Genomic DNA, 22,290 nt, shown 5'->3' on the forward strand with positions numbered 1-22,290 from the left:
TTGTTTCTTTATCTTTTCGTAGGGGATGGGTACGCAAGGAAGTGCGGTGCGCTAGCGATACACCGCCAGCCCCAGCAAGGACGCCAGGCAGACGAACAGGCTGACCCGGAACAAGGCTGGGTGCCAGGTCAGCTCGTAGAAGCCGAAGCGCACCAGCACGCGGTCGGCCAGCATGGCCAGCACGGCGGCTACCACCGCCAGCAGCAGGACGGTCGGAATATAAGCGTCGAAGAAGGAAATCTCACGTGGCATGGCGGGCTCCCGTTGTGTTGTTCTGGCCCCCGGCGCGCATGGTGTGCAGCGGTGATTGCTCGTCCAGCAGGGCGGTACGGATGAAATGCAGGTAACTCAAGGTGCGCTGCAGGCGATGGCGTTCGCTGCGTTCGCGGTAATGCGGACCGATGGCGGCCTGGACTTCGGCGATGGTGGCATCGTTGGCTGCCAGCGCCGCCGACAGGGTGGCCGCCGAGGGCTGTGCAAACAGCGCCGGGATGGCTTCACGCAGACGGTTCAGGGCCGCATGGGCAGAGGCTGGCAGCAGGTCCGGGGCCTCCGAGCGGATGCCCTGCAGCTCGTTGCGCAGTTCGATGATGGCGTGGCCCACTTCCAGCGTGGCAAACATCCAGCCCAGCGCCTTCTGACGTAGCAGGGGACGGCTGCTGGTGAACATGGTGATCTGGTGCATCAGGTCGCGGGTACCGCTCTCGAACTTCAAGGCCAGGTGGGCCAGCTTGCCGAAACAGGCATCGACCACCTGCTTGCGCAACTGCTTTTCCAGCACGCGCACGGTCCAGTCGGTGGTCGGCGGCAAGAGCAGCATGAAGGCGACGGCTGTCACGATCAGCGATACCACCAGCGCCACGGATTCGTTCAGATAACCGGCCGCATTGAAGTGCGCAAAATTGTCCGGCACCGCCAGGAAGGGGAAGAAAATGCAGATCCCCAGGCCATAACCTGCATAAGCGGGTCGGGTGGTCAGGTAGACGGCCAGCATCAGCACCGGCATCAGCGCGCTGGCCAGCATCCAGTAGCCATCCAGGCGCGGCAGGATATGGAAGGTGTAGAAGTAGCCGGCTACCGCAGCAAACAGCACGCCAATGGCCACCGTGCGGGTCGCCTTGGCCGGATCGGGCGCGGCCGAGGTGATGGCACAGAAGGCAGCGGCATTGAGCACGGCCACATCGCCGCTGGGCCAGCCGCTGACGATCCAGAACGCGGCCAGGGCCAGCATCACGATGGCGGCGCGGGCACCGGCAATCAAGGCAGTAGTCATGCTGGTCTTGGGGGCATAGGAATGCTCCCATTGCTCGCGCTCGTGGTGGCGCTGGGTCAGCGAGGCATAGGTCAGCGTGTAGGCGTGCAGTTCCTCGATGACGCGATAAAGCAGTTCGGACGCCGTATCGAAGTCCAGCATGGCGCTGTCGCTCTGGCACTGCTCGGACAGCGTATGGCGCGTGGCCCGCACGCGGCGCGGCAGTTCCCGCTTGTATGCGTCCAGCTTCAGGGCCGCATCGGCCGCGTCCAGCGCGCTCATGACCGGCTCGCCGCTGGCGCGGGTGAGCAGGGGCTGCACTTCGCGGTAGTAGGGTGAAATGGCCTCGATCACCACCCGGGCACTCGGCGCCGGGTTGGCATGCAGCCGGTTCATCAGCTGGTGCAGCGCATGCACGCGGGTCGACAAGGCCATGAACTCGCTGTTCATGCGGGAGAGGCGGCCACTGCGCAGGCGCACTTCGGGGTCCTCGAAGATGGCCGAGCTGCGCATGGCTTCCAGGCCGATGATGTCGCCCACGAAGCGGGCATTGGTGGCCTCGAGCTGCTTGCGGTCGGCGGTGCCGCCCAAGGTCGCACTGACCATGTCGACGAAGGCGGTGAAGCGGCCGCGGATGATGCGCACCAGTCCGGGGGCGCTGGCCTGCGGGAATACCAATGCGCTGACCAGGCCCACGCAGACGATGCCGACCATGATCTCGCTGACCCGCGTCATCACCGAATCGAAAGTGACGGCCGGGTGCAGGGCCGAGGGCAAGCCGATCAGTGCCACCGTATAGCCGGAGAGCACGAAGCCATAGGAACGAAAATTACGGTTATGGGCCGAGCCCACGGTACACAGGCCGATCCACAGTGCCGAGGCCAGCAGGAACAGTTCCGGGGTCTGGGCAAACAAGCCGACGAAGACCACCACGGCGGCTGAACCGACCAGCGTACCGATGACGCGATAGAAGCTCTTGGCCAGGATCATGCCGCTTTGCGGCTGCATGACGATGAAGACCGTGATCAACGCCGAGCGCGGCGATTCCAGATCCAGGCCGTAACCGATGCCCAGCGCCAGCAAGCCGGCGAAGACCATCTTGAATACATAGACCCAGATCGGCGCATCACTGCGCCACCAGTCGGTGGCCGCCTCGCGCAACTGGGCTTTGATGGAAAGGGCGGGGGTGTTCATTGTGCCGCCACCTTGGCCGGTGCTTCATCCTCGATGCCGCCGCCCAGTGCGGTCTGCAGGGCCGCAAAGGCCGCCAGGCGCTGTGCCTGCAATTGCTGCACGATCTGTTGCTGGCGCAGCCATTGGGTCTGCGCATGCAGGATGTTGAGATAGTCGGTCAGGCCACGCTGATAGGCGCGGGTGGCGATGTCGACGTTCTTCTGCGCCGCCTGCACCGATTCCTGCGCCTGCTTCTGCTGGCGTGCCACCGACTGCAGGGTCACGACCTGGTCGGAGATGCCTTTCAGGGCTTGCGAGAGCAGGGCGTTGTAGTGTTCCACCTCGATGTCATAGCCGGCACTGGCCGCCCCCAGCTGGCCGCGCAGGCGTCCGCCTTCGAAAATGGGCAGCGAGATCGCCGGACCGTAGGTGGTTTGCAGATTGGGGGCCGAGAGGAACGAGAACAGCCCGCCACCGGCGGCGGCGGGGCCGATGCCGGCCAGCAGGTTGATGTTGGGATAGAAGGCTGCCTTGGCCACCGAAATGCCCTTGGCAGCCGCTTCCACACGCCAGCGGGCGGCGCTGATGTCAGGGCGGCGGCCGACCAGGTCGGCCGGCAGCGCACTGGGCAGGCCGAGCGAGGTCTGCAGTTGCATGGTCGGCCGCGTGATGCCGTCGGCAGCACCGGGGCCGGCACCGAGCAGCGCGGCCAGCTGATTGCGGATCAGGGCAATGTTTTCCTGCAGGGCTTCCATCTGGCGGCGGGTTTCCGGCAGGGGGGATTCGGCCTGGGTGATTTCCAGCTGGGTCCCGAGGCCGCCCTTGAAACGGCGCCGGGCCAGGTCGAGGATCTTCTGTTCTTCCTTGAGCATGGCCTCGGTGTTGTCCAGCAGGCCGTACTGCAGCGCCAGTTGCACGTAGGTGCGCACCACATTGCCTTCCAGCTCGAGCTGGGCAGCACGGGCGTCGGCGGCCACGGCGTGCATTTCATCCTGGGCACGCAGGGTGGTGTTCTTGTTTCGGTCCCACAGGTCGACGTTGTAGGACAGACCCAGGGTCGCGGTGTTGTTCCAGGTCAGCTTGTCGCGGAAGGCCGCGCCGTAATAGACGTTGTCGGACCAATCCTTGCGGCCGACCGACACGTCCAGCTGGGCACTGGGCAATTCACCGGCATGGGCGACGACGGCCATCGACTGCGCCTGGCGCACGCGAGCGGCTGCCACGGCCATGCTGGGGTTGCCGGCGACGGCGCGGGTCACCAGCTGGTTCAGTTGCGCATCGCCATAGGCTTGCCACCAGGCACGCTGCGGCCAGCCCGCTTCGCTGGCGGCCTGGCGGATGGCCTGGCCGGCGTCCAGCGCGGCGACGTCGCGCAGCTGGGCCTGCGGCTGGATGCCGCCCTGGTCGGCACAACCGGCGATTGTCAGCGAAAGCGCAATGACGGTCAGCGCGGGCAGCTTGGAGAAGGCGATACGTGTCATGGAATTACCCAAAAAAATGCAAATATCAGAAGTTGTGTATTCTATTTTGTAATTATTCTCGAAAAAATCCGCTATTTCGCAATTGTTTATATCAGATGCAGCAACAATGATTGCTCAATTCTGGGTAACAATGCTGTCATGGCGCAGTGTGTCCGCAGCGGCAAGTTCGGCCAGACGGACCCCTGCGCTCAGTACAGTGATAGGAAAACGATGGATACCCTGCAAAACATGCGCGTCTTCGCGCGCGTGGTCGAGGCTGGCAGCTTTACTCAGGCGGCTCAGCAGATGAGTCTGACCACTGCCCATGTTTCGCGCGCCGTGGCCGATCTGGAGCGGCATCTGCGCACCCGCCTGCTGAACCGTACCACGCGCCGCATTGCCCTGACTGAAGCGGGCGAGCGATATTTGCTGCGTTGCCAGCAGATCATGGCCTATGTGGACGAAGCCGAGGCCGAGGCCAGCGCGGCCTACGTGAAACCCTCCGGCCGGCTGCGCATTCACGCCATGACCAGCCTGGGCCAGCGCTACGTGATCCCGTCGATCTCGGGCTATCACAAGCGCTATCCGGAGGTGGCGGTGGAGCTGACGCTGGCGCAGCGCATCCCCGACATGCTGGAAGAGGGTTACGACGTCTCCCTGGTGGTGGCGCGCGAGCTGCCCGATTCCGGCCTGATCTACCGGCAGCTGGGCAGTACCTTCAGCATCCTGTGCGCCTCGCCCGCCTATCTCGACAAATACGGACTGCCACAGCATCCCGGCGATCTCCTGAACCACGCCTGTCTGCAACTGGTGAGCCCCATTTCTCCGCTGATCGAATGGGCGCTGGAAGGGCCGGAAGGCCAGACCGTGATCCCCGTCAGGAGCAATTTCCAGGTCAACGTGGCCGAAGCCATGCTCACCGCCGTGCGAGAAGGGATGGGCATCGGCGTGCTGCCCATTTATTCGGCGGTGGACGCGTTGCGCGCTGGCACCATCGTGCGGGTGCTGCCGCAGCACCGGCTGCAGAACATGGGGGTGTATGCGCTGTATCCTTCACGTCAGTACCTGGATGCCAAGATCAGCACCTGGGTCGACTGGATGCACGAAACGGTAGACAAGACCTTGCAGGAAGATCATCAGGCGCTGGAGCGCCTGGGCAGTCTGCGCGAGGAAATGCAGGGCTTGGCCGCACGCGGTGGTACGCTGGCCTGATCAATCGAGGGGAATGCGATGGGATGGCTGGCGGTCGGGATGGGAGCAGCGCTGGGCGCCTGGTTGCGCTGGCGCATCTCCGTGGTATGGAACGTGGACGGGCACTTCGTGCCGCTGGGCACGCTGGCGGCCAACTGGATCGGGGCCGGCGTGATCGGTTTTCTGGTCGCCTATTTCGAGCAGCATCCGGCATTGGCACCGGAATGGCGGCTGTTCGCCGTGACCGGCGTGCTGGGCGGGTTGACCACGTTTTCGACCTTCTCGGCCGAGTCCATGATCCTGCTGCAGCGGGGCGATTACCTGTGGGCCATCGGGCACTCGGGCCTGCATCTGCTGGGCTCTGTCGTGCTTTGCGTTGCCGGGTTTGCAAGCTATCGCGCTTTGGCTGGATGACTACTTTGAGCGACATGATGCAGATCAAAACAGACGGCACGATCATTGCTTGAAAATCGCAGGCGCTGGCCCAACTTTCATCTCATTGAAAAATTGGAGCGAACCATGCGTCTCGACAAACTCACCACCAAATTGCAGGAAGCGCTGGCCGACGCGCAATCCCAGGCAGTCGGCCACGACAATCAATATATCGAACCCGTTCACCTCATCCTGGCACTGCTGAATCAGGATGACGGCGGCGCGCGCTCGCTGTTGCAGCGTGCCGGTGTGAATGTGAACGGTCTTTCCACCGCCTTGCAGGCCGCCGTCAAGCGCCTGCCGCAGGTCTCCGGCAACGGCGGCGAGGTGCAGGTCGGCCGCGAGCTGGTGGCCCTGCTGAACCTGGCCGACAAGGAAGCGCAAAAGCACGGCGACCAGTTCGTCGCCAGCGAAATGGTGCTGCTGGGCCTGGCGGACGACAAGTCCGACGCCGGCCGTGCCGCCCGTGAAAACGGCCTCACCCGCAAGTCGCTGGAAGCGGCCATCAAGGCGGTGCGCGGCGGCGCTTCCGTGTCTTCGCAGCAGGACGAAGGCCAGCGTGAAGCCCTCAAAAAGTACACCCTGGACCTGACCGAGCGCGCCCGCGCCGGCAAGCTCGATCCGGTCATCGGCCGCGACGATGAAATCCGCCGCGCCATCCAGGTGCTGCAACGGCGCAGCAAGAACAATCCGGTGCTCATCGGCGAACCCGGCGTGGGCAAGACCGCCATTGTTGAGGGCCTGGCCCAGCGCATCGTCAACGGCGAAGTGCCGGACAGCCTCAAGTCCAAGCGCGTGCTGTCGCTGGACATGGCCGCATTGCTGGCTGGTGCCAAGTATCGCGGCGAATTCGAGGAACGCCTGAAGGCTGTCCTGAAGGAAATCGCCCAGGACGAAGGCCAGACCATCGTCTTCATCGATGAGCTGCACACCATGGTCGGCGCCGGCAAGGCCGAAGGCGCCATGGATGCCGGCAACATGTTGAAGCCGGCCCTGGCCCGCGGCGAACTGCACTGCGTGGGCGCCACCACCTTGGACGAATATCGCCAGTACATCGAGAAGGATGCCGCTCTGGAGCGCCGTTTCCAGAAGATCCTGGTGGATGAGCCCAGCGTGGAAGCCACCATCGCCATCCTGCGCGGTCTGCAGGAAAAGTATGAAGTGCACCACGGCGTGGACATCACCGACCCGGCCATCGTGGCGGCTGCCGAGCTGTCGCATCGCTACATCACCGATCGCTTCCTGCCGGACAAGGCCATCGACCTGATCGACGAAGCCGCTTCCAAGATCAAGATCGAGATCGACTCCAAGCCGGAAGTCATGGACAAGCTCGACCGTCGTCTGATCCAGCTGAAGATCGAACGTGAAGCCGTCAAGCGCGAGAAGGATGAAGCCTCGCAGAAGCGCCTGCAGCTGATCGAGGAAGAAATCGAGAAGCTGGAGCGCGAATACGCCGATCTGGAAGAAATCTGGAAGGCCGAGAAGTCCACTGCGCAGGGCGGCCAGCAGTTGAAGGAAGAAATCGAGAAGGTGCGCCTGCAGATGGAAGAGGCCACCCGCAAGAGCGACTGGCAGAAGGTCTCCGAGCTCAAGTACGGCAAGCTGGCCGAGCTGGAGGCCGCGCTGGAAGTGCAGAACAAGAAGGATGCAGCGGGCGTCAAGGCCGAGAAGCCCAAGCTGGTTCGCACCCAGGTCGGTGCCGAGGAAATCGCCGAGATCGTGGCGCGCGCCACCGGCATCCCGGTCTCGCGCATGATGCAAGGCGAGCGTGAGAAATTGCTGCACATGGAAGACGTGCTGCATGAACGTGTGGTCGGCCAGGACGAAGCCATCGTGGCCGTGTCCGACGCCATCCGCCGTTCGCGTGCCGGTTTGGGTGACCCCAGCAAGCCGTATGGTTCGTTCATGTTCCTGGGCCCGACCGGGGTGGGCAAGACCGAGCTGTGCAAGGCGCTGGCCTCGTATCTCTTCGATACCGAAGAAGCCATGATCCGCATCGACATGAGTGAATTCATGGAGAAGCACTCCGTGGCCCGCCTGATCGGCGCGCCGCCGGGCTATGTCGGCTACGAAGAGGGGGGCTATCTGACCGAAGCCGTGCGCCGCAAGCCCTACAGCGTGATCCTGCTGGATGAAATCGAGAAGGCGCATCCGGATGTCTTCAACGTCCTGCTGCAGGTACTCGACGATGGCCGCATGACCGATGGCCAGGGCCGTACCGTGGACTTCAAGAACACCGTGATCGTGATGACTTCCAACCTGGGTTCGCACAAGATCCAGAGCATGGAAGACAGCGATCCGGCCTTGGTGAAGCTGGCGGTGATGGCCGAGGTGCGCACGCACTTCCGCCCGGAATTCATCAACCGGGTGGACGAGATCGTGGTCTTCCACGCGCTGGACGCCAAGAACATCGGTGCCATCGCCAAGATCCAGCTGCGCATCCTGGAACAGCGCCTGGCCAAGCTGGAAATCGGCCTGCAGATCAGCGAGGCTGGCTTGCAGAAGATCGCCGAGGCCGGCTTCGATCCGGTCTACGGGGCGCGTCCGCTCAAGCGTGCCATCCAGCAGGAGATCGAAAACCCGCTGTCCAAGCAGATCCTGGCGGGCAAGTTCGGTCCCAAGGACGTGGTCCACGTGGAGGTGCAGAACGGCCAACTGGCCTTCAGCAAGGGCTGAGACCCCTGGTCTGCCCGGTCTTGCGGCCGGGCAGACCAGCTCCCTCATGAAAGTGAAGGTCCTGGTATTCAGGGCTGACAAGCGGCGGGACATGTGTTCATGTCCCGCCGTTTTTTCATGAATTTGCGTCAGCAAAAGCGCAAGCAGGCCGGTCTGACTTGCACAGGTGTCCGTAAAAGTTGTAATACATCTACAATAATTGGCGAAATGGCACTTCTCCGCGCCCAGTGCGGCTCTTGGCGAGGTTGACGGGCGTGCTTTATTACGCCGCATCGCAAAAAAACCCTCCCCAAGCGAGGGGGAATGTGATATTTACTTCACTACAAGGGGGACGCGCCTGAACAGACAAGACCGGTGCGCCATCGATAAAAGGAGCAAGCCAGCGCGGCAATGGCCGGGCCGGTTTGCGATGCTGGCAGCAAGGAATTCATGGTCATATCCGTCATTTGGGGTCACGTCAGCAGCAGGGGCGTATGGGGGCGATTCTGAAGCGATCGTCCTTGCAGCGGCTGTTCATCTTGCCGTTCATCTTCTTGATGGTTTGCCTGATGCTGACCATCGGCTGGTTCCTGTACCGGGCGGGCGACGATGCCACCGAGGTACTGGCGCGCAATGCCCTGACCGAAGTGATGGGCCGCGTCAGCCAGGCCATCACGCGCCAGACCATGGGGGCCCGCGAAACCCTCAACGTCATTGCGCCGCCGCCGGTGCCGCCGGCCGAGGCCGGGCAAGCACCGGCTGCGCTGCCTTTCCCCAAAAGCCGCAAGGAGCTGGAAGACCGGCTGTGGCTGGCCAATTCGCTCTTCGATGAGCCCAGCTACGTCTATTTCGGCGGTGCCGATGGCAGTTTCCTGGGAATCAAGCAGGAGCAGCCGCAGGTCTTCATGTACAGCGTGCGCGAGCCGGGACAGAAGAATTTCGTCTACTACCTGCGCGGTCCCGGGACCGAGATGAAACTGACCGCCGTACAGGACTACGAACCGCGCAAGCGGCCCTGGTACCTGCAGGCCGTGCAGCAGGGCCGGGAGACCTGGTCACCGGTCTATGTCGACTACCGCAACAAGGCCATCGTCGGCATCAACCTGTCCAAGCCGATCTTCGCCGAGGATGGCAGCCTGCTCGGTGTGGCCAACAGCAGCATCGGATTGCAGCAGCTGACCGATCTGCTGCGCCAGGTGCCTCTGAGCGCCCAGGGCGTGGCCTTCGTCACGGAGATGAAGGGGGACATGGTCGCCACCTCCCTCGATGAACCCATCTACCAGGCCGGCGAGAACGGTGGCGAACCGCTGCGGCTCAATGCCGGACAGAGCAAGTCGCCGCTGGTGCGGCAGGCTTTCGAGGAAGTGCAGCGCTATCTGGGCACGCACCCGCCCGAGCCGGACAAGCTGATCCTGCTGGGATCGCGCAGCGAAGGCAGCAAGATCGAGGTGGCCTTTCGCCTCTACCGTGATCCCGCCGGACTGGCCTGGCTGTCCATCAGCGCGGCACCGCGCTCGGACTTCTTGGGATCGGTCACCAGCGGCGTCTACCAGACGCTGACGCTGGGCCTGATGGCGGTCTGCCTGACCTTCGTGATCGGTTTCCTGCTGCTGCGCTGGGTGCTGCGCGATATCCGCAAGCTGACCCTGGCCGCCAAGAGTATCGGCAACGGCAGCCCGTTCCCGGCCCTCAACATCGACCGCAATGACGAAATCGGCCAGCTCGCGCAAAGCTTTGTGGAGATGGAGCGCAACCTGCGCACCGACCGGCTCACCAATGTCCTCAATCGCGATTCGCTGATCGCGCAGATCGATTTCCGCCGCCGCAACAGTTCGCAGGCCGTGCCGCTGCACTTTGCCTTGCTCTTCATCGATCTCGACCGGTTCAAGGCAGTCAATGATGAATACGGGCATGACGAGGGCGACAAGGTCCTCATTGCCATCGCCGAGCGCTTGCAGCACAGCCTGCGCCATGATGATTCGGTGGCACGCTTCGGCGGCGACGAGTTCGTGGTCTACCTGCATGGCGTGACCGAGATGGACGTGGCCCGCAGCATCGCCGACAAGATCCGGCACGCCGTCAACAAGCCCATCGCAGGGCGGGATGGCCAGGACTATACGGTCGATGCGTCGGTCGGCGTGTCGCTCTATCCGGACGACGGGCTGGATGTCGAAACCTTGCTGCGGGTCGCCGATTCACGTATGTTCGACCAGAAGCGCCTGCATCGCATCTTGTCAGTGTGATTTGCGTTCAGGTGTCCCCAGACCCACCATCGAACGCCCGGAGAATCCCATGACCCTTGCCAGCTTTGCCACCTGTGACCTGTGCGACGCCAACGAAGACAAGCTGACCGCCGGCACGCTGCACGTGCTGCCGCCCATCTTTGCCTCCTTCGGCCGCAAGCAGGTCTTCGCCGGTCCGGCGCGTACGCTCAAGGTCTTCGAGGACAACGTGCTGGTGCGCAAGGCCCTGGAAACCCCGGGCAATGGCGACGTACTGGTAGTCGACGGCGGCGGCAGCCTGCGTTGCGCCCTGGTCGGCGGCAATCTGGCACAGCTGGCGCAGGACAATGGCTGGGCCGGCATCCTGGTCAATGGCTGCGTGCGCGATGCGGCTGAACTCAATGCCTGCGAGGTCGGCATCCGGGCGCTTGCTACCCATCCGCAGCGCAGCTTCCGCAAGGGGGCAGGGGATGCCGACATCAAGGTCGGCATTGCCGGCGTGGCGGTGCACCCGGGCGACTGGATCTATGCCGATTTGGATGGGGTGCTGGTGTCGCGTACCCGGCTTTGAGCGTTTTCCTTCACCTTCTGTTGCAAGCTCTCAAGCCCGCCGCGTGCGGGCTTTTGTTTGAGCCCGCAAAGCCGCTCAGTCCGGGGTTTTGCGCAGTACCCGGTCGATGGCCTCGGTCTGGCTGACAATTTCCTTCAAATCCTGATTCAGCAGGCTGGTCCGGCGGCGCAGATTGTCCCAGCCGGACCAGGCGCTGGCCTCGGCCGGTACCGGCTCCGGCGTGACCGGGCCGATCAGTTCGATCTTGCCGGACAGGGCCTTGTCCTCGGCTGCGTCGGGTGACACCACCACGGCACCGCCACGCTTTCTTGGCTTGGGGGCCAGCAGGCGCTGGGCTTCGGCCAGGTGCTGGCTGGCTTCCAGATAGGTCTCCTCGATCAGCCTGGCCACTGCGCTTTGGGGCATGTTTTCCTGATGCCGCCGCAGCATCAGGCGCAGGGCAGCAATGTGGGCCGCCACCAGATAGTTCTGCACGATGAAGCGGTTTAGCTCGCGCACCGCGCGCTGCTTGGTGGCCGGTTCATCCATCATCCGTACCAGCGCCGAGATGAGCGCGGCCAGGCTGTCCATGAAGCCCTTGCGGCAAACCCGGTAGAAGAAATCATCCTTGACCTTGCCCTCCAGCAGATCGCGGCTGGCCGTCAGATAGCGCTGGCTGGACTTGAGCACGTTGCGCAGCAGTTTGGGCAGGTCGCGGTACTCCCAGGCCGGCAGCACGTAGCTGAAGACGGTGGCGATGACCACGCCGATGAGGGTATCGATGAGCCGCTCGCCGATCACGCCCTGGTGACCGGCCGGGACCAGCAGGTTGAGCAGCATCAGGATCTGCACCGAAGCCGCAATGGCCGTGTAACGGTACTTGATGTAGGTGAAGGCAGGGGCCGCCACGCTGGCGGCGAACAGCACCGCAAGCTGGCCCAGCGGGTTGTGCACGAAGCGCAGGATCAGCATGGTGATCAGGCAGCCGATCACGGTGCCGATCAGGCGGTCCGCCATGCGCTGCTTGGTGGCGCTGAAATTGGGCTTGAGGATGATGACGATGGTCAGCACGATCCAGTAGCCATGCGCCATGTAGGGCAGCAGCCCGGCAATCCACAGGCCGGTGGTCACGGCCAGCGCCACCCGGATGGCGAAGCGGAAGATCGGCGACTGCCAGCGCAGGTTCACCAGCAGCATGTTGAACTTGAATTTCTGCTGGGTCAGGAAGGGTGTCATGTCCGAACCCGGCAAGATGGGCAGCGGATCGACCGGGTTCTGCGTGGCCTGGTGTACCTGGCCGATGAATTCGATGATGTCGCGGATCTTGTTGTAGGTCACGCGCAGCAGCGTGAGCGCTTCCTGCGAGGCCTGGCGCGGACCGGGCTGGGCCAGTTCCTGCATCTCGAACTGCACCGCGCGCAGTTCGGCCTTGTAGTTCACACTGGGTTCGGAGGCCTTCTTGCGGGTGATCGCATAGGCGATCGATTCGATGTCCTGGGCCGCCTTGGTGGCCAGGTCGCGCAGGAAGATCATCACGTCGGACTCGCCGAAGTGCTGGCGCAGGAGGGCATAGTCGGCGTGGGTAGAGAGCACCTGTTCATACAGTTCCAGCATCGACAGGTGCACCTGCACCAGCAGGCCATCCTGCTTGGTATGCAGGTCGCGCAGGATCAGGTCGCGCGAGGCCTGCTGCTTGTCGGCCACCACGATCTGCTGGCGCACCAGCTGGTTGAACTGGCTGGCCAGGTCATGCCTGACGTCATAGAAGTCGGCCTTGATGCGCAGGTAGCGTGCCAGCTCGAACAGCGCCTCGGCCAGCACCTGCTGCTTGATGCGGCGGCGCAGGAACCACGATACCGTCATCGAATAAGCCAGATAGCCCAGCCCGCCGCCCAGGAACAGGCCCGCATGCAGGAAGGCGTCGGCAATGGGGACCTGGTTCTCCATCGACAGCGTCATCACCATGAGCGCAGCGAACTGCAGCGGCATGGTCTTCTTGCCGTAGACCACCATCATGCTGGCGAAGAAGCTCACCACTACCATCATCGCGCTCACCAGCCACGGCACCGGCGCACAGAGGCTGATGACCAGCATCACCACCGTACAGAGCAGCACCCCGGCCAGCATCTCGTTGAACTTGTGGCGCAGCGGGCTGGGCAGGTCCATCAGGCTGGTACAGAGTGCCCCCAGGAAGACCGTCATCGTGGTCGGCATGTCGGCCACGTTGAACACCAGCAGGGTCAGGCCGACTACCCCGATCGCGATCCGCACACCTGTATAGAAATAATGACTGAAGAGGAAGGTGCGAATGTCCAGGGCGTAATGCATGTAGACAGGGGCGGCGTTGCATCACCGCTTTGGAATGAGTTAGGCGCTTATTCTCTGCCTTCTTTTGCAATTAGACAACCCGAGCGCCTTGGGTCGTGGAAGACAGTTTGACGAGTCGATAGATGAAGGAAAAAACGGATCTTCGGACGCCAGTGCGGCCTGGATCGGTCAAAAGCGTCATCAACGATCGCGGTGATATGAACGATGAGCGTGCAAGAGGTTTCATCTCCGCGCTTTTTTTACTATACGAAATCGTCATTTCGTATGGTGAAAAGTACGAGTGCGCTGCATCAAAATTCCTTTTCATTCTCCGGATTTTCGTTTCGTATCGCAAAATAGAGCGCGTAAGTACATGATTATATTGGTATAAAAATTTTACAGATATCTTATATAAGACATTGTTGCTCCGCTCCGCCAGGCCTACTATGAAGTCATGGAATCAACGATTTCATCCGGTTTCAAGCCACTTCATATTGACCAACAAGGAGATCCACATGAGCACACGTGAACAGCAAATCCAGGCCCTGGAACGCGACTGGGCAGAGAACCCCCGCTGGAAGGGCATCAAGCGCAACTACAGCGCCGCCGACGTGGTCCGCCTGCGCGGCTCGCTGCAAATCGAGCACACCCTGGCCAAGCGTGGTGCTGACAAGCTCTGGAACCTGGTCCACAACGAACCCTTCGTCAACGCCCTGGGCGCGCTGACCGGCAACCAGGCCATGCAGCAGGTGAAGGCCGGCCTGAAGGCGATCTACCTGTCCGGCTGGCAAGTTGCCGGCGACGCCAACCTGGCCGGTGAAATGTATCCCGACCAGTCGCTGTACCCGGCCAACTCGGTGCCGATGGTGGTCAAGCGCATCAACAACACCTTCGCCCGTGCCGACCAGATCCAGTGGTCCGAAGGCCGTGACGACATCGACTTCTTCGCGCCCATCGTGGCCGATGCCGAAGCCGGTTTCGGTGGCGTCCTGAATGCCTTCGAACTGATGAAGTCGATGATCGAAGCCGGTGCGGCCGGCGTTCACTTCGAAGACCAGCTGGCCTCGGTCAAGAAGTGCGGCCACATGGGTGGCAAGGTGCTGGTGCCGACCCGCGAAGCCTGTGAAAAGCTCAACGCCGCTCGCCTGGCTGCCGACGTCATGGGCACCAAGACCCTGGTGATCGCCCGTACCGATGCCGAAGCCGCCGACCTGCTGACTTCCGACGTGGATGCCAACGACAAGCCCTTCCTGTCGGGCGAGCGCACCGTGGAAGGCTTCTTCAAGACCCATCCGGGCATCGACCAGGCGATCTCGCGTGGCCTGGCCTACGCGGAGTATGCGGACATGGTCTGGTGCGAAACCGGCAAGCCCGACCTGGCCTTTGCCAAGACCTTCGCCGAAGCCATTCACGCCAAGTTCCCGGGCAAGCTGCTGGCCTACAACTGCTCGCCGTCCTTCAACTGGAAGAAGAACCTGGACGACGCCACCATCGCCAAGTTCCAGCGTGAACTGGGTGCCATGGGCTACAAGTTCCAGTTCATCACGCTGGCCGGTTTCCATGCGCTGAACTACTCGATGTTCAACCTGGCGCACGGCTATGCCCGCAACCAGATGTCGGCCTTCGTGGAACTGCAGGAAGCCGAATTCGCCGCCGCCTCCAAGGGCTTCACGGCGGTCAAGCACCAGCGCGAAGTCGGCACCGGCTACTTCGACGCCGTGACCCAGGCTATCCAGCAAGGCCAGTCGTCGACCACGGCCCTGCACGGTTCGACCGAAGATGAACAATTCTTCGATGACAAGGCCAAGAAGGCCGCCTGAGCCAAGACGATGCCGAAGTTTGAGTGAATGTGTGTGATGTAACGCCGGCCCGCATCCTTGCGCGGGCCGGCGGGGAGATCCCCGAACTTGATGCCGCACTCCACAAGAGTGCGGTTTTTTTTCGACCGTCTCCCGGAAATCAGGCGGCCAGGATCAGGGATGATGCAGGCGGCCGTCGCGCAGTTCGAACACGGTCTGCCCCAGCGCTTCCACATCGGCCGGGTCATGGGTGATGAGCAGCATCGGCACCTGCAGACGGCTTTGCAACTCGGCCAGCTCGCTGCGCATGCGCTGGCGCAGCGACAGGTCCAGTGCGGAGAAGGGTTCATCCAGTAAGAGCATGTCGGGTTCGGCCACCAGCGCGCGCGCCAGCGCCACCCGCTGCCGCTGGCCGCCGGAAATCTGCGCCGGGCGGCTGTGGGCGATGGCGTCCAGTTCAAAGGCCTGCAACCACTGGCGCACGGCCGGATGCTCGGCGGGGCGGCGCAGGTTGATGCTGCCGCGTGCCAGACCGAAGGCGATGTTCTGCGCCACCGTCAGATGCGGGAAGAGGGCGTAATCCTGGAACAGGTAGGCGACGTTGCGCTCCTGTACGCGCACATCGATGCCTTGCGCGCTGTCGAAGAGCGTGCGGCCCTGGATGCGGATGTGGCCGCTGTCAGGACGCATCAAACCGGCGATGGCCTTGAGGGTGAGGCTCTTGCCCGAACCCGAAGGGCCATAGAGCACGATGCGCTGGCTGTCGGAGGCCAGCGTGATGTCGAGCGAAAAGACGCGATCGGCAGCGCGCAGCTCTTTCTGAAGGTGAAGGTCGACGCTCACGTGATCGTTCAGGTGTCAGATGGCAGGAGGGGAAAGTGAAGCAATCTTACCGGAGCGGCAGCTGTGCGCGGTCCGGCATCAGGCGCCCGGCCACCATCAACAGCACGATGCAGGTGATCGAGGTCACCACGACCAGGAAGGTAGCGGCCCCATCGTCCCCCGCCTGCACGGCTTCGTAGATGGCCACCGACAGGGTTTGCGTGCGTCCCGGCAGGTTGCCGGCCACCATCAGGGTGGCACCGAATTCGCCCAGGGCGCGTGCAAAGGCCAGCAGCACCCCGGCCGTGATCCCGCGCGTGGCCAGGGGCAGGCTGACCCGGAAGAACACCCCGGCTTCGGACACGCCCAGCACGCGGGCGGCATCTTCCAGTTGATGATCCACGCTCTCGAAGGCCGCCCGCGCCGCCTTGAGCACCAGCGGAAAGGCCACCACGGTGGACGCCAGCACTGCCCCCTGCCAGGTGAAGACCAACTGGATGCCCAGGCTCTCCAGCCAGGCCCCGAAGGTGCCGCGCCGGCCGAACAGCACCAGCAGGTAATAGCCCAGCACGGTCGGCGGCAGTACCAGTGGCAGGGTCAGGATCGAATCGATGAAATCGCGCAGCGGCGAGCGCCAGCGCGAGAGTCCCCAGGCGGCGGCCACGCCCAGCACCAGGTTGAGCAAGGTCGCCAGTCCCGCGACCTTGAGCGAGAGCAGCAGGGGAGTCCAGACCGGATGCATCAGGCGCGCCGTGTCAAGCGATCAGGGCTTCTGGAAGCCATAGCGCGCCAGCACCGCCTGCCCGCTGGCCGACAGTACGTGCGCCACGAACTGCGCGGCCAGTGCCGGCTGCCGGGTACCGGCAGTCACCGCGATGGGATAAGTGGCCGGAGTAGTGGAGGGGATGCGCAGGGCAACCTTGACCTTCTCCGGCATCACCGCAGCATCGGTGGCAAAGACGAAGCCGGCATCGACTTCGCCGCGTGCCACGTAATCCAGGCTGGTGCGCACGTTCTCGGCCATCACGCCCTTGGCCTGCACTTGCGCCCACAGTCCGGCCTGCTCCAGTGCGGCCTTGGTGTAGCGGCCGAAGGGGACAGAGGCCGGATTGCCCAGCGCGATGCGCTGGTAGCCTGCGCCGGTGAGGTCCGCCAGCGTCGCCGGTTGCACTCTGGCGTCATGCGGCACGATCACCACGATCTGGTTGGCGGCAAAATTCTTGCGGGTAGAGGAATCGACGGCTTTTTCGGCGGCGGCTTTATCCATGGCGGTCTGGTCAGCCGAGGCGAAGACATCGGCCGGGGCACCGCGCACGATCTGTTGCATGAGGATGTCAGAGGCGCCGAAGTTGGTAATGACCTTCACACCCGGATGCTGCTGTTCGAAGCTTTGGGCCAGTTCCTTGAAGGCATTGGTGAGGCTGGCGGCGGCCGACACCACCAGGTCGGTGGCCTGCGCGCTGGTAGTGGCCAATAGCAGCGTAGCGGCACAAGCCGCACCCAGAGCGGCTTTCAGGCGGGCGGTCTTTAGCATCGTGCAGTCCTTGGTCGTGACAAATGAAGAAAAAGGCAAAAAAGCGCAAGCGCGGCAGGTCGGCGAAATATACGCAAGGATATAACGAACGTCAATTGCGTGCAGTCGCCTGGCCGCAGCCGACTGCCCACTAGTACAATCACGCGCATGAATGATTCCAAGACCCTACGAGTGCGCGTGATGCAAGGCGAGACCATCGCCTTCGGCCCGGGGAAGGCCGACCTGCTGCAGGCGATTGCACGGACCGGATCGATTTCCGGTGCGGCGCGCGAGATGGAGATGTCCTATCGCCGCGCCTGGCTGCTGGTGGAGGAGATGAACCGCTGCTTCGCCAGCCCGCTGGTGGCGACCGCCACGGGCGGCGCACGCGGGGGCGGGGCGGCCGTCACTGAGCTGGGGCAGGAAGTGCTGGCGCGCTATCGACGCATGCAGAAAAAGGCGGCGGCCAGTATCGCCGCCGATCTCAGGCATCTGCAGGGCTTGATGAGCGCCGTCCAGCCGGAGGGCGAAGACGACCATGCATGAGCTGTGGATCAAGTACCGGCTGCGCGTCCTCAATGCCTGCCGCGTTTCCGAAAATCATTCGATGCTGCTGTGGGGCGCGCTGGCCGGCTTCGTCGGGGCGCTGGCCACGATCGCTTTCCGTGAATGCATCGCGCTGCTGCAGATCTGGCTGACCGGGCATGATGGCAGCTTCGTCGATATCGCCAAGGGGCTGTCCTGGCCGGTGCGGGTACTGCTGCCGACCTGCGGCGGCGTGATTGCCGGCCTGTTCCTGGTATGGGCCAAGCGCACCCCCGCCGGCAATGGCGGCGACTACATGGAAGCGGTGGCCATCGGCGATGGGGCCATTCCGGTGCGCAATACACTCTTGCGCAGCATCTCTTCGCTGGCCTCGATTGCCTCGGGCGGTTCCATTGGCCGCGAGGGGCCGATGGTGCAGCTCTCGGCACTGTGCGCCTCGCTGGTGGGCAAGTTTTCGCATTTTCCTTCATCTCGCCTGCGGCTGCTGGTGGCCTGCGGGGCCGCAGCCGGCATCACGTCGGCCTACAACGCGCCCATTGCGGGCGCTTTCTTCATTACCGAGATTGTCCTCGGTTCGCTGGTGATGGAGAGCTTTGGTCCGGTGGTGGTGGCCTCGGTGGTGGCCAACATCACCATGCGCGAGCTGCCGGGTTATCGCGCCGCATACGAGATGCCGTATTTCCCCGAGATCGGCGGCTGGGAAGTGCTGCTGTTTCTGGTGCTTGGGGTGCTGGCCGGGATCCTGGCACCGCAGTTCCTGCGAGTGCTGGAACTGGGCAAGCAGGGTTTCGGCAAGTTCAAGTTGCCGCTGCCGGTGCGCCTGGGCGTGGGCGGGCTGCTGGTCGGGCTGATCTCCATCGAAGTGCCCGAGGTCTGGGGCAATGGCTACAGCCTGGTCAATTCGCTGCTGCATACCACCTGGCTGTGGCAGGCGGTGCTGATGGTGCTGGTCATCAAGGTGCTGGCCACCGCCATTACCGTCGGGTCAGGGGCGGTGGGCGGTATCTTCACGCCAACGCTGTTCGTCGGCGCGGCGGTGGGTTACCTGTTCGGGGATACCGCGCAGGCCTTGCTGCCGTTCCACATGTCGCAGCCCTTCGCCTACGCCATGGTGGGCATGGGGGCCTTCCTGGCGGCTGCGTCCTATGCGCCGCTGATGGCGATCCTGATGATTTTCGAGATGACCTTGAGCTATCAGGTGGTGCTGCCGCTGATGCTGTCCTGCGTGGTGGCCTATGTGGTGGCGCGCAGCACGGACGGGCGATCCATGTACGAGATCACCCTCAAACGCCATCGCGACAACGAAGAGCGGCTGCGCCTGCGCGGCACCCACATGAGTGACCTGATCCGCCCGGCCGATACGGTGCTCAGCGAGACAGCCAGCCTGGAAGAGGTCAGCGCGCTGTTCCTCAGATACCCGGTCAAGTACGTCTACATCGTCGATGCCCATGAGCGCTACCTGGGCGTGGTGGCCTTGCAGGACATCACCTCCTGGCTGCTGGACAAGAAGGAACCTGCAGGCCGGGTCGCCCGGGACTTTCTGCGGCCGCACTTCCTGCATGAAGTCACGCCCGACATGTCCCTGGGCGAGGCGCTGCAGCTGTTCCTCGATCACCAGGGGGAGCGCCTGCCCGTCATCGCCAGCGCGGAAGACCCGCGCCTGTTGGGGGTGGTCTTCAAGACATCGCTGCTGGATGCCTATTTCCGCCTGGATCGCGCCGGAAACTGAGGGCAGGGAAGGCGGGAGACTCGCTTGTCGCCGCCGCTGGCGCCGCCGTCGTTTGTAACAATGGCGGAGCTGTCCGACAACTGCTCACTTATCCTTGATAAAATGCGAAACGTTCCACCTCAACGGTGGCCGTGGCGCAGAACTCGTTCGAGCCGATGCGTCACCCGATTTCAACCCCCATCCTAGAAGTGAATTTTCCATGCTGAGTTATCGCCACGCTTTCCACGCCGGCAACCACGCCGATGTCCTGAAGCACATGGTGATCATCCAGTTGATGCGCTATCTCGGGCAGAAAGACCCTGCCTACATGGTCATCGACACCCATGCCGGCGCAGGCGTCTATGCGCTGGATGGAGATTACGCCAGCAAGAACGCCGAATATGAAACCGGCATCGCCAAGCTGTGGGACCGCAAGGACCTGCCGGCGATGGTGAAGGAATATGTCGATCTGGTCAGGTCGCTCAATCCCAGCGGCAAGATGCGTTACTACCCCGGCTCTCCCTACTGCGCCGAAAAGACCATGCGCGAGCAGGACCGCCTGCGCCTGTTCGAAATGCACCCCAGCGAGGTGAAGGTGCTGGAAGACAATTTCCGCAAGCTCGAGGCCCACGCCGCCGCCCAAGGCCAGCGCCCGGCTGCACGCGGCAAGCGGGTGATGGTGTACCGGGGCGATGGTTTCCAGGGCCTGAAGGCCTTGCTGCCGCCGCCGTCGCGCCGCGGCCTGGTGCTGATCGATCCGCCCTATGAAGACAAGCGCGATTACACCCACGTGGCCCAGGTGCTGGCCGATGCGCTCACGCGTTTCCCGACCGGCACGTATGCGGTGTGGTATCCGGTCCTGCAGCGCAACGAATCGCGCCAGCTGCCTGAACGACTCAAGCGCCTGGGCGCCAAGAGCTGGCTCAACGTCACGCTGGCCATCCATGGCCCTGCGCCCGATGGTTTTGGTCTGCACAACAGCGGCATGTTCATCCTCAATCCGCCCTGGACGCTGGAAGCCCAGTTGAAGGAAGTCATGCCCTACCTGATCGAGGTGCTGGGTGTGGATGACACCGCGGAGTACGTGCTCGAATCCGGCGAAAACTGAATCGCGTGAATGCGGGCTTGTGAATATTCGTGAGTTTTTTTTCGTTTGGAATAGTCATGATGTCGCTGAAACAATGCCAAATCGGCATACAATAAGCGGATTGCTGCACGTCAAGATTGATCGCAACGCCAGGGGCCCGTAGAAAAACAACCATGTCAGACCAGTCAGCCGACCCAACCGCTTCGACCCTTCCCGCGCACCAGGCCCTGGATTTCTTCCTGGCGCGCCAGCCCATCCTGAGCCGCGAGCAGGATCTGATCGGCTATGAACTGCTGTTTCGCAGCGCCGCATTCGGTCCGGCCAATGTGAAGGATGACGTCACGGCCACGGCGGCCGTGATTGCCCATGCTTCGGAGCTGGGGCTGTCCAACGTGATCGGCAATCTGCACGGCTTCATCAATGTCGATGCCGCCGTGCTGATGAGCGACTTCATCTATTTCCTGCCGGCCGACAAGGTGGTGCTGGAAATCCTCGAAACCGTGCGCGTCACGCCCGAACTGGTGACGCGGGTGCGTGAACTCGTGGCCGCCGGTTACGTATTCGCGCTGGACGATGTGGTGGCTGAGTCGCAGGAGATCGAAGAGCTGCTGCCGCTGGTGAAGATCATCAAGATCGACGTGATGGAAGTCGATCCCAGCAAGCTGCTCAAGCTGTCGGTGCATTTCAAGCGGGCGCAAAAGGAACTGCTGGCCGAGAAGGTCGAGAGCCTGCAGGTGTTCAATGACTGCATGACGTTTGGCTTCGATTATTTCCAGGGCTATTACTTCGCCAAGCCGATGATCCTCCAAGGCAAGAAGCTGGAAGCCTCGAAGATGATCATCATGCATCTGCTCACGCTCCTGGTGCGCAATGTCGACAACGCCGAGATCGTGCGTTACATCAAGCGCGACGTGGCTCTGTCGCTCACGCTGCTGCGGCTGGTCAACACGCCCGTCTACGGTTTCCAGAAGTTCATCGATTCGCTGGGCCAGGCGCTGATCGTGCTGGGCCGCCGCCAGCTCAAGCGCTGGCTGCAGATCCTCCTGTTTGCCAATACCGACAAGGATCGTGCCCATTCCATGTCGCCGCTGATGATCCTGGCGGCCACGCGCGGCAAGATGCTGGAACTGATCACGGCCAAGATTCGCCCCGGCCGTCGCAAGATGTCGGAGATGGCCTTCACGGTCGGCATCATGTCTCTGGTAGATGCCTTGTTCGGCATGAGCATGGAAACCGTGCTGCGCCAGATCACCGTCAGTACCGAGATCCGCGAAGCGCTGCTGCGCCGCACCGGTTTCTATGGCACCGTGCTGCGCCTGGTGGAGTGCACCGAGCTGCGCGCGCCCGATCAGGAGGAGATGCAGCGCCTGCTGGAAGAGCTGCAACTGTCTGCAGACGATTTCTTTGCCGCCGAAAAGCAGGCCTTCGAATGGGGCAACAGCATCGCCAACAACAACATCGGCCAACAGGCCACGATGCAGATGTCGCCGCCGCCGGAGGGCTACATCGATGACGACGATGACGATGACTGATTGCGCCGCTGCCGCATGAGCGGGCGTGTCTTCATGAAGTA

At 62.9% G+C, this 22,290-nt stretch carries 17 protein-coding genes; 10 read left to right on the forward strand and 7 right to left on the reverse strand.

Features of this window, described 5'->3' with window-relative positions; translation table 11 throughout:
- Positions 1–51: 51 nt before the first annotated feature.
- The 3 genes from J2X56_RS01260 to J2X56_RS01270 are packed head-to-tail and all read right to left on the reverse strand — an operon-like array spanning position 52 to position 3,906.
- A complete protein-coding gene (locus tag J2X56_RS01260) occupies positions 52–252 on the reverse strand; it encodes a DUF1656 domain-containing protein (RefSeq protein WP_039788384.1) in 201 nt (66 codons plus the stop codon).
- Positions 242–2,446, reverse strand: a complete 2,205-nt coding sequence (locus J2X56_RS01265; protein ID WP_134135260.1) for an FUSC family protein — start codon at positions 2,444–2,446, stop codon at positions 242–244. Before J2X56_RS01265 ends, J2X56_RS01260 begins: the two co-directional genes overlap by 11 nt.
- Complete coding sequence (locus J2X56_RS01270) at positions 2,443–3,906, reverse strand: efflux transporter outer membrane subunit (RefSeq protein WP_121039839.1); 1,464 nt, start codon at positions 3,904–3,906, stop codon at positions 2,443–2,445. Before J2X56_RS01270 ends, J2X56_RS01265 begins: the two co-directional genes overlap by 4 nt.
- A 210-nt stretch (positions 3,907–4,116) precedes the next feature.
- Between J2X56_RS01270 and J2X56_RS01275 the strand changes: the two genes are divergently transcribed.
- The 5 genes from J2X56_RS01275 to rraA all read left to right on the forward strand — a co-directional run bounded on the left by J2X56_RS01275 (position 4,117) and on the right by rraA (position 10,956).
- Positions 4,117–5,097: a LysR family transcriptional regulator gene (locus J2X56_RS01275; protein ID WP_039788379.1), complete on the forward strand. Its 981-nt coding sequence runs from the start codon at positions 4,117–4,119 to the stop codon at positions 5,095–5,097.
- Between the two features lie 18 nt (positions 5,098–5,115).
- Positions 5,116–5,490 carry a fluoride efflux transporter CrcB gene (gene crcB, locus J2X56_RS01280; protein WP_121039842.1) on the forward strand — a complete coding sequence of 125 codons (375 nt, stop codon included), beginning with the start codon at positions 5,116–5,118 and terminating at the stop codon, positions 5,488–5,490.
- Between the two features lie 105 nt (positions 5,491–5,595).
- Complete coding sequence (gene clpB, locus J2X56_RS01285; RefSeq protein WP_121039845.1) at positions 5,596–8,184, forward strand: ATP-dependent chaperone ClpB; 2,589 nt, start codon at positions 5,596–5,598, stop codon at positions 8,182–8,184.
- A gap of 473 nt (positions 8,185–8,657) precedes the next feature.
- Positions 8,658–10,406 (forward strand): diguanylate cyclase, encoded by a 1,749-nt coding sequence (locus J2X56_RS01290; RefSeq protein WP_204725400.1) that lies wholly within the window; start codon positions 8,658–8,660, stop codon positions 10,404–10,406.
- A gap of 49 nt (positions 10,407–10,455) precedes the next feature.
- Entirely contained in the window at positions 10,456–10,956 is a 501-nt protein-coding gene (rraA, locus tag J2X56_RS01295; protein ID WP_310157554.1) for a ribonuclease E activity regulator RraA, read from the forward strand.
- A 75-nt stretch (positions 10,957–11,031) separates the two neighbouring features.
- Here the strand turns inward: rraA and J2X56_RS01300 are convergent, their stop codons facing one another.
- Complete coding sequence (locus tag J2X56_RS01300; protein ID WP_134135261.1) at positions 11,032–13,263, reverse strand: FUSC family membrane protein; 2,232 nt, start codon at positions 13,261–13,263, stop codon at positions 11,032–11,034.
- A gap of 494 nt (positions 13,264–13,757) precedes the next feature.
- Here J2X56_RS01300 and aceA point away from each other — a divergent pair, with 494 nt between their 5' ends.
- Entirely contained in the window at positions 13,758–15,062 is a 1,305-nt protein-coding gene (gene aceA / locus J2X56_RS01305) for an isocitrate lyase (protein WP_034333643.1), read from the forward strand.
- Positions 15,063–15,215: 153 nt separating this feature from the next.
- Here aceA and J2X56_RS01310 read toward each other — a convergent pair whose 3' ends face one another.
- Genes J2X56_RS01310 through modA form a run of 3 tightly spaced genes read right to left on the reverse strand, consistent with a single transcriptional unit; the run spans position 15,216 to position 17,397 of the window.
- A complete protein-coding gene (locus tag J2X56_RS01310; RefSeq protein WP_209569088.1) occupies positions 15,216–15,884 on the reverse strand; it encodes an ATP-binding cassette domain-containing protein in 669 nt (222 codons plus the stop codon).
- A gap of 46 nt (positions 15,885–15,930) precedes the next feature.
- Positions 15,931–16,605, reverse strand: coding sequence for a molybdate ABC transporter permease subunit (modB, locus tag J2X56_RS01315; RefSeq protein ID WP_034333639.1), 675 nt, complete (start codon positions 16,603–16,605; stop codon positions 15,931–15,933).
- Between the two features lie 21 nt (positions 16,606–16,626).
- On the reverse strand, positions 16,627–17,397 hold the full coding sequence (gene modA / locus J2X56_RS01320) for a molybdate ABC transporter substrate-binding protein (protein WP_134222236.1): 771 nt from the start codon (positions 17,395–17,397) through the stop codon (positions 16,627–16,629).
- Positions 17,398–17,544: 147 nt separating this feature from the next.
- On the opposite strand from modA, the gene J2X56_RS01325 reads away from it, so the two are divergent.
- The 4 genes from J2X56_RS01325 to J2X56_RS01340 all read left to right on the forward strand — a co-directional run bounded on the left by J2X56_RS01325 (position 17,545) and on the right by J2X56_RS01340 (position 22,249).
- On the forward strand, positions 17,545–17,922 hold the full coding sequence (locus tag J2X56_RS01325; RefSeq protein ID WP_121039862.1) for a winged helix-turn-helix domain-containing protein: 378 nt from the start codon (positions 17,545–17,547) through the stop codon (positions 17,920–17,922).
- Complete coding sequence (locus tag J2X56_RS01330; RefSeq protein ID WP_121039865.1) at positions 17,915–19,651, forward strand: ClcB-like voltage-gated chloride channel protein; 1,737 nt, start codon at positions 17,915–17,917, stop codon at positions 19,649–19,651. The genes J2X56_RS01325 and J2X56_RS01330 overlap by 8 nt, the downstream gene beginning before the upstream one ends.
- Before the next feature lie 199 nt (positions 19,652–19,850).
- Positions 19,851–20,738: a 23S rRNA (adenine(2030)-N(6))-methyltransferase RlmJ gene (locus tag J2X56_RS01335; protein ID WP_121039868.1), complete on the forward strand. Its 888-nt coding sequence runs from the start codon at positions 19,851–19,853 to the stop codon at positions 20,736–20,738.
- 152 nt (positions 20,739–20,890) lie between these two features.
- Complete coding sequence (locus tag J2X56_RS01340; protein ID WP_121039872.1) at positions 20,891–22,249, forward strand: EAL and HDOD domain-containing protein; 1,359 nt, start codon at positions 20,891–20,893, stop codon at positions 22,247–22,249.
- Positions 22,250–22,290 lie beyond the last annotated feature (41 nt).

The sequence above is a fragment of the Herbaspirillum sp. 1173 genome, from assembly GCF_031455335.1.
Taxonomy (GTDB): Bacteria; Pseudomonadota; Gammaproteobacteria; order Burkholderiales; family Burkholderiaceae_D; genus Herbaspirillum; species Herbaspirillum huttiense.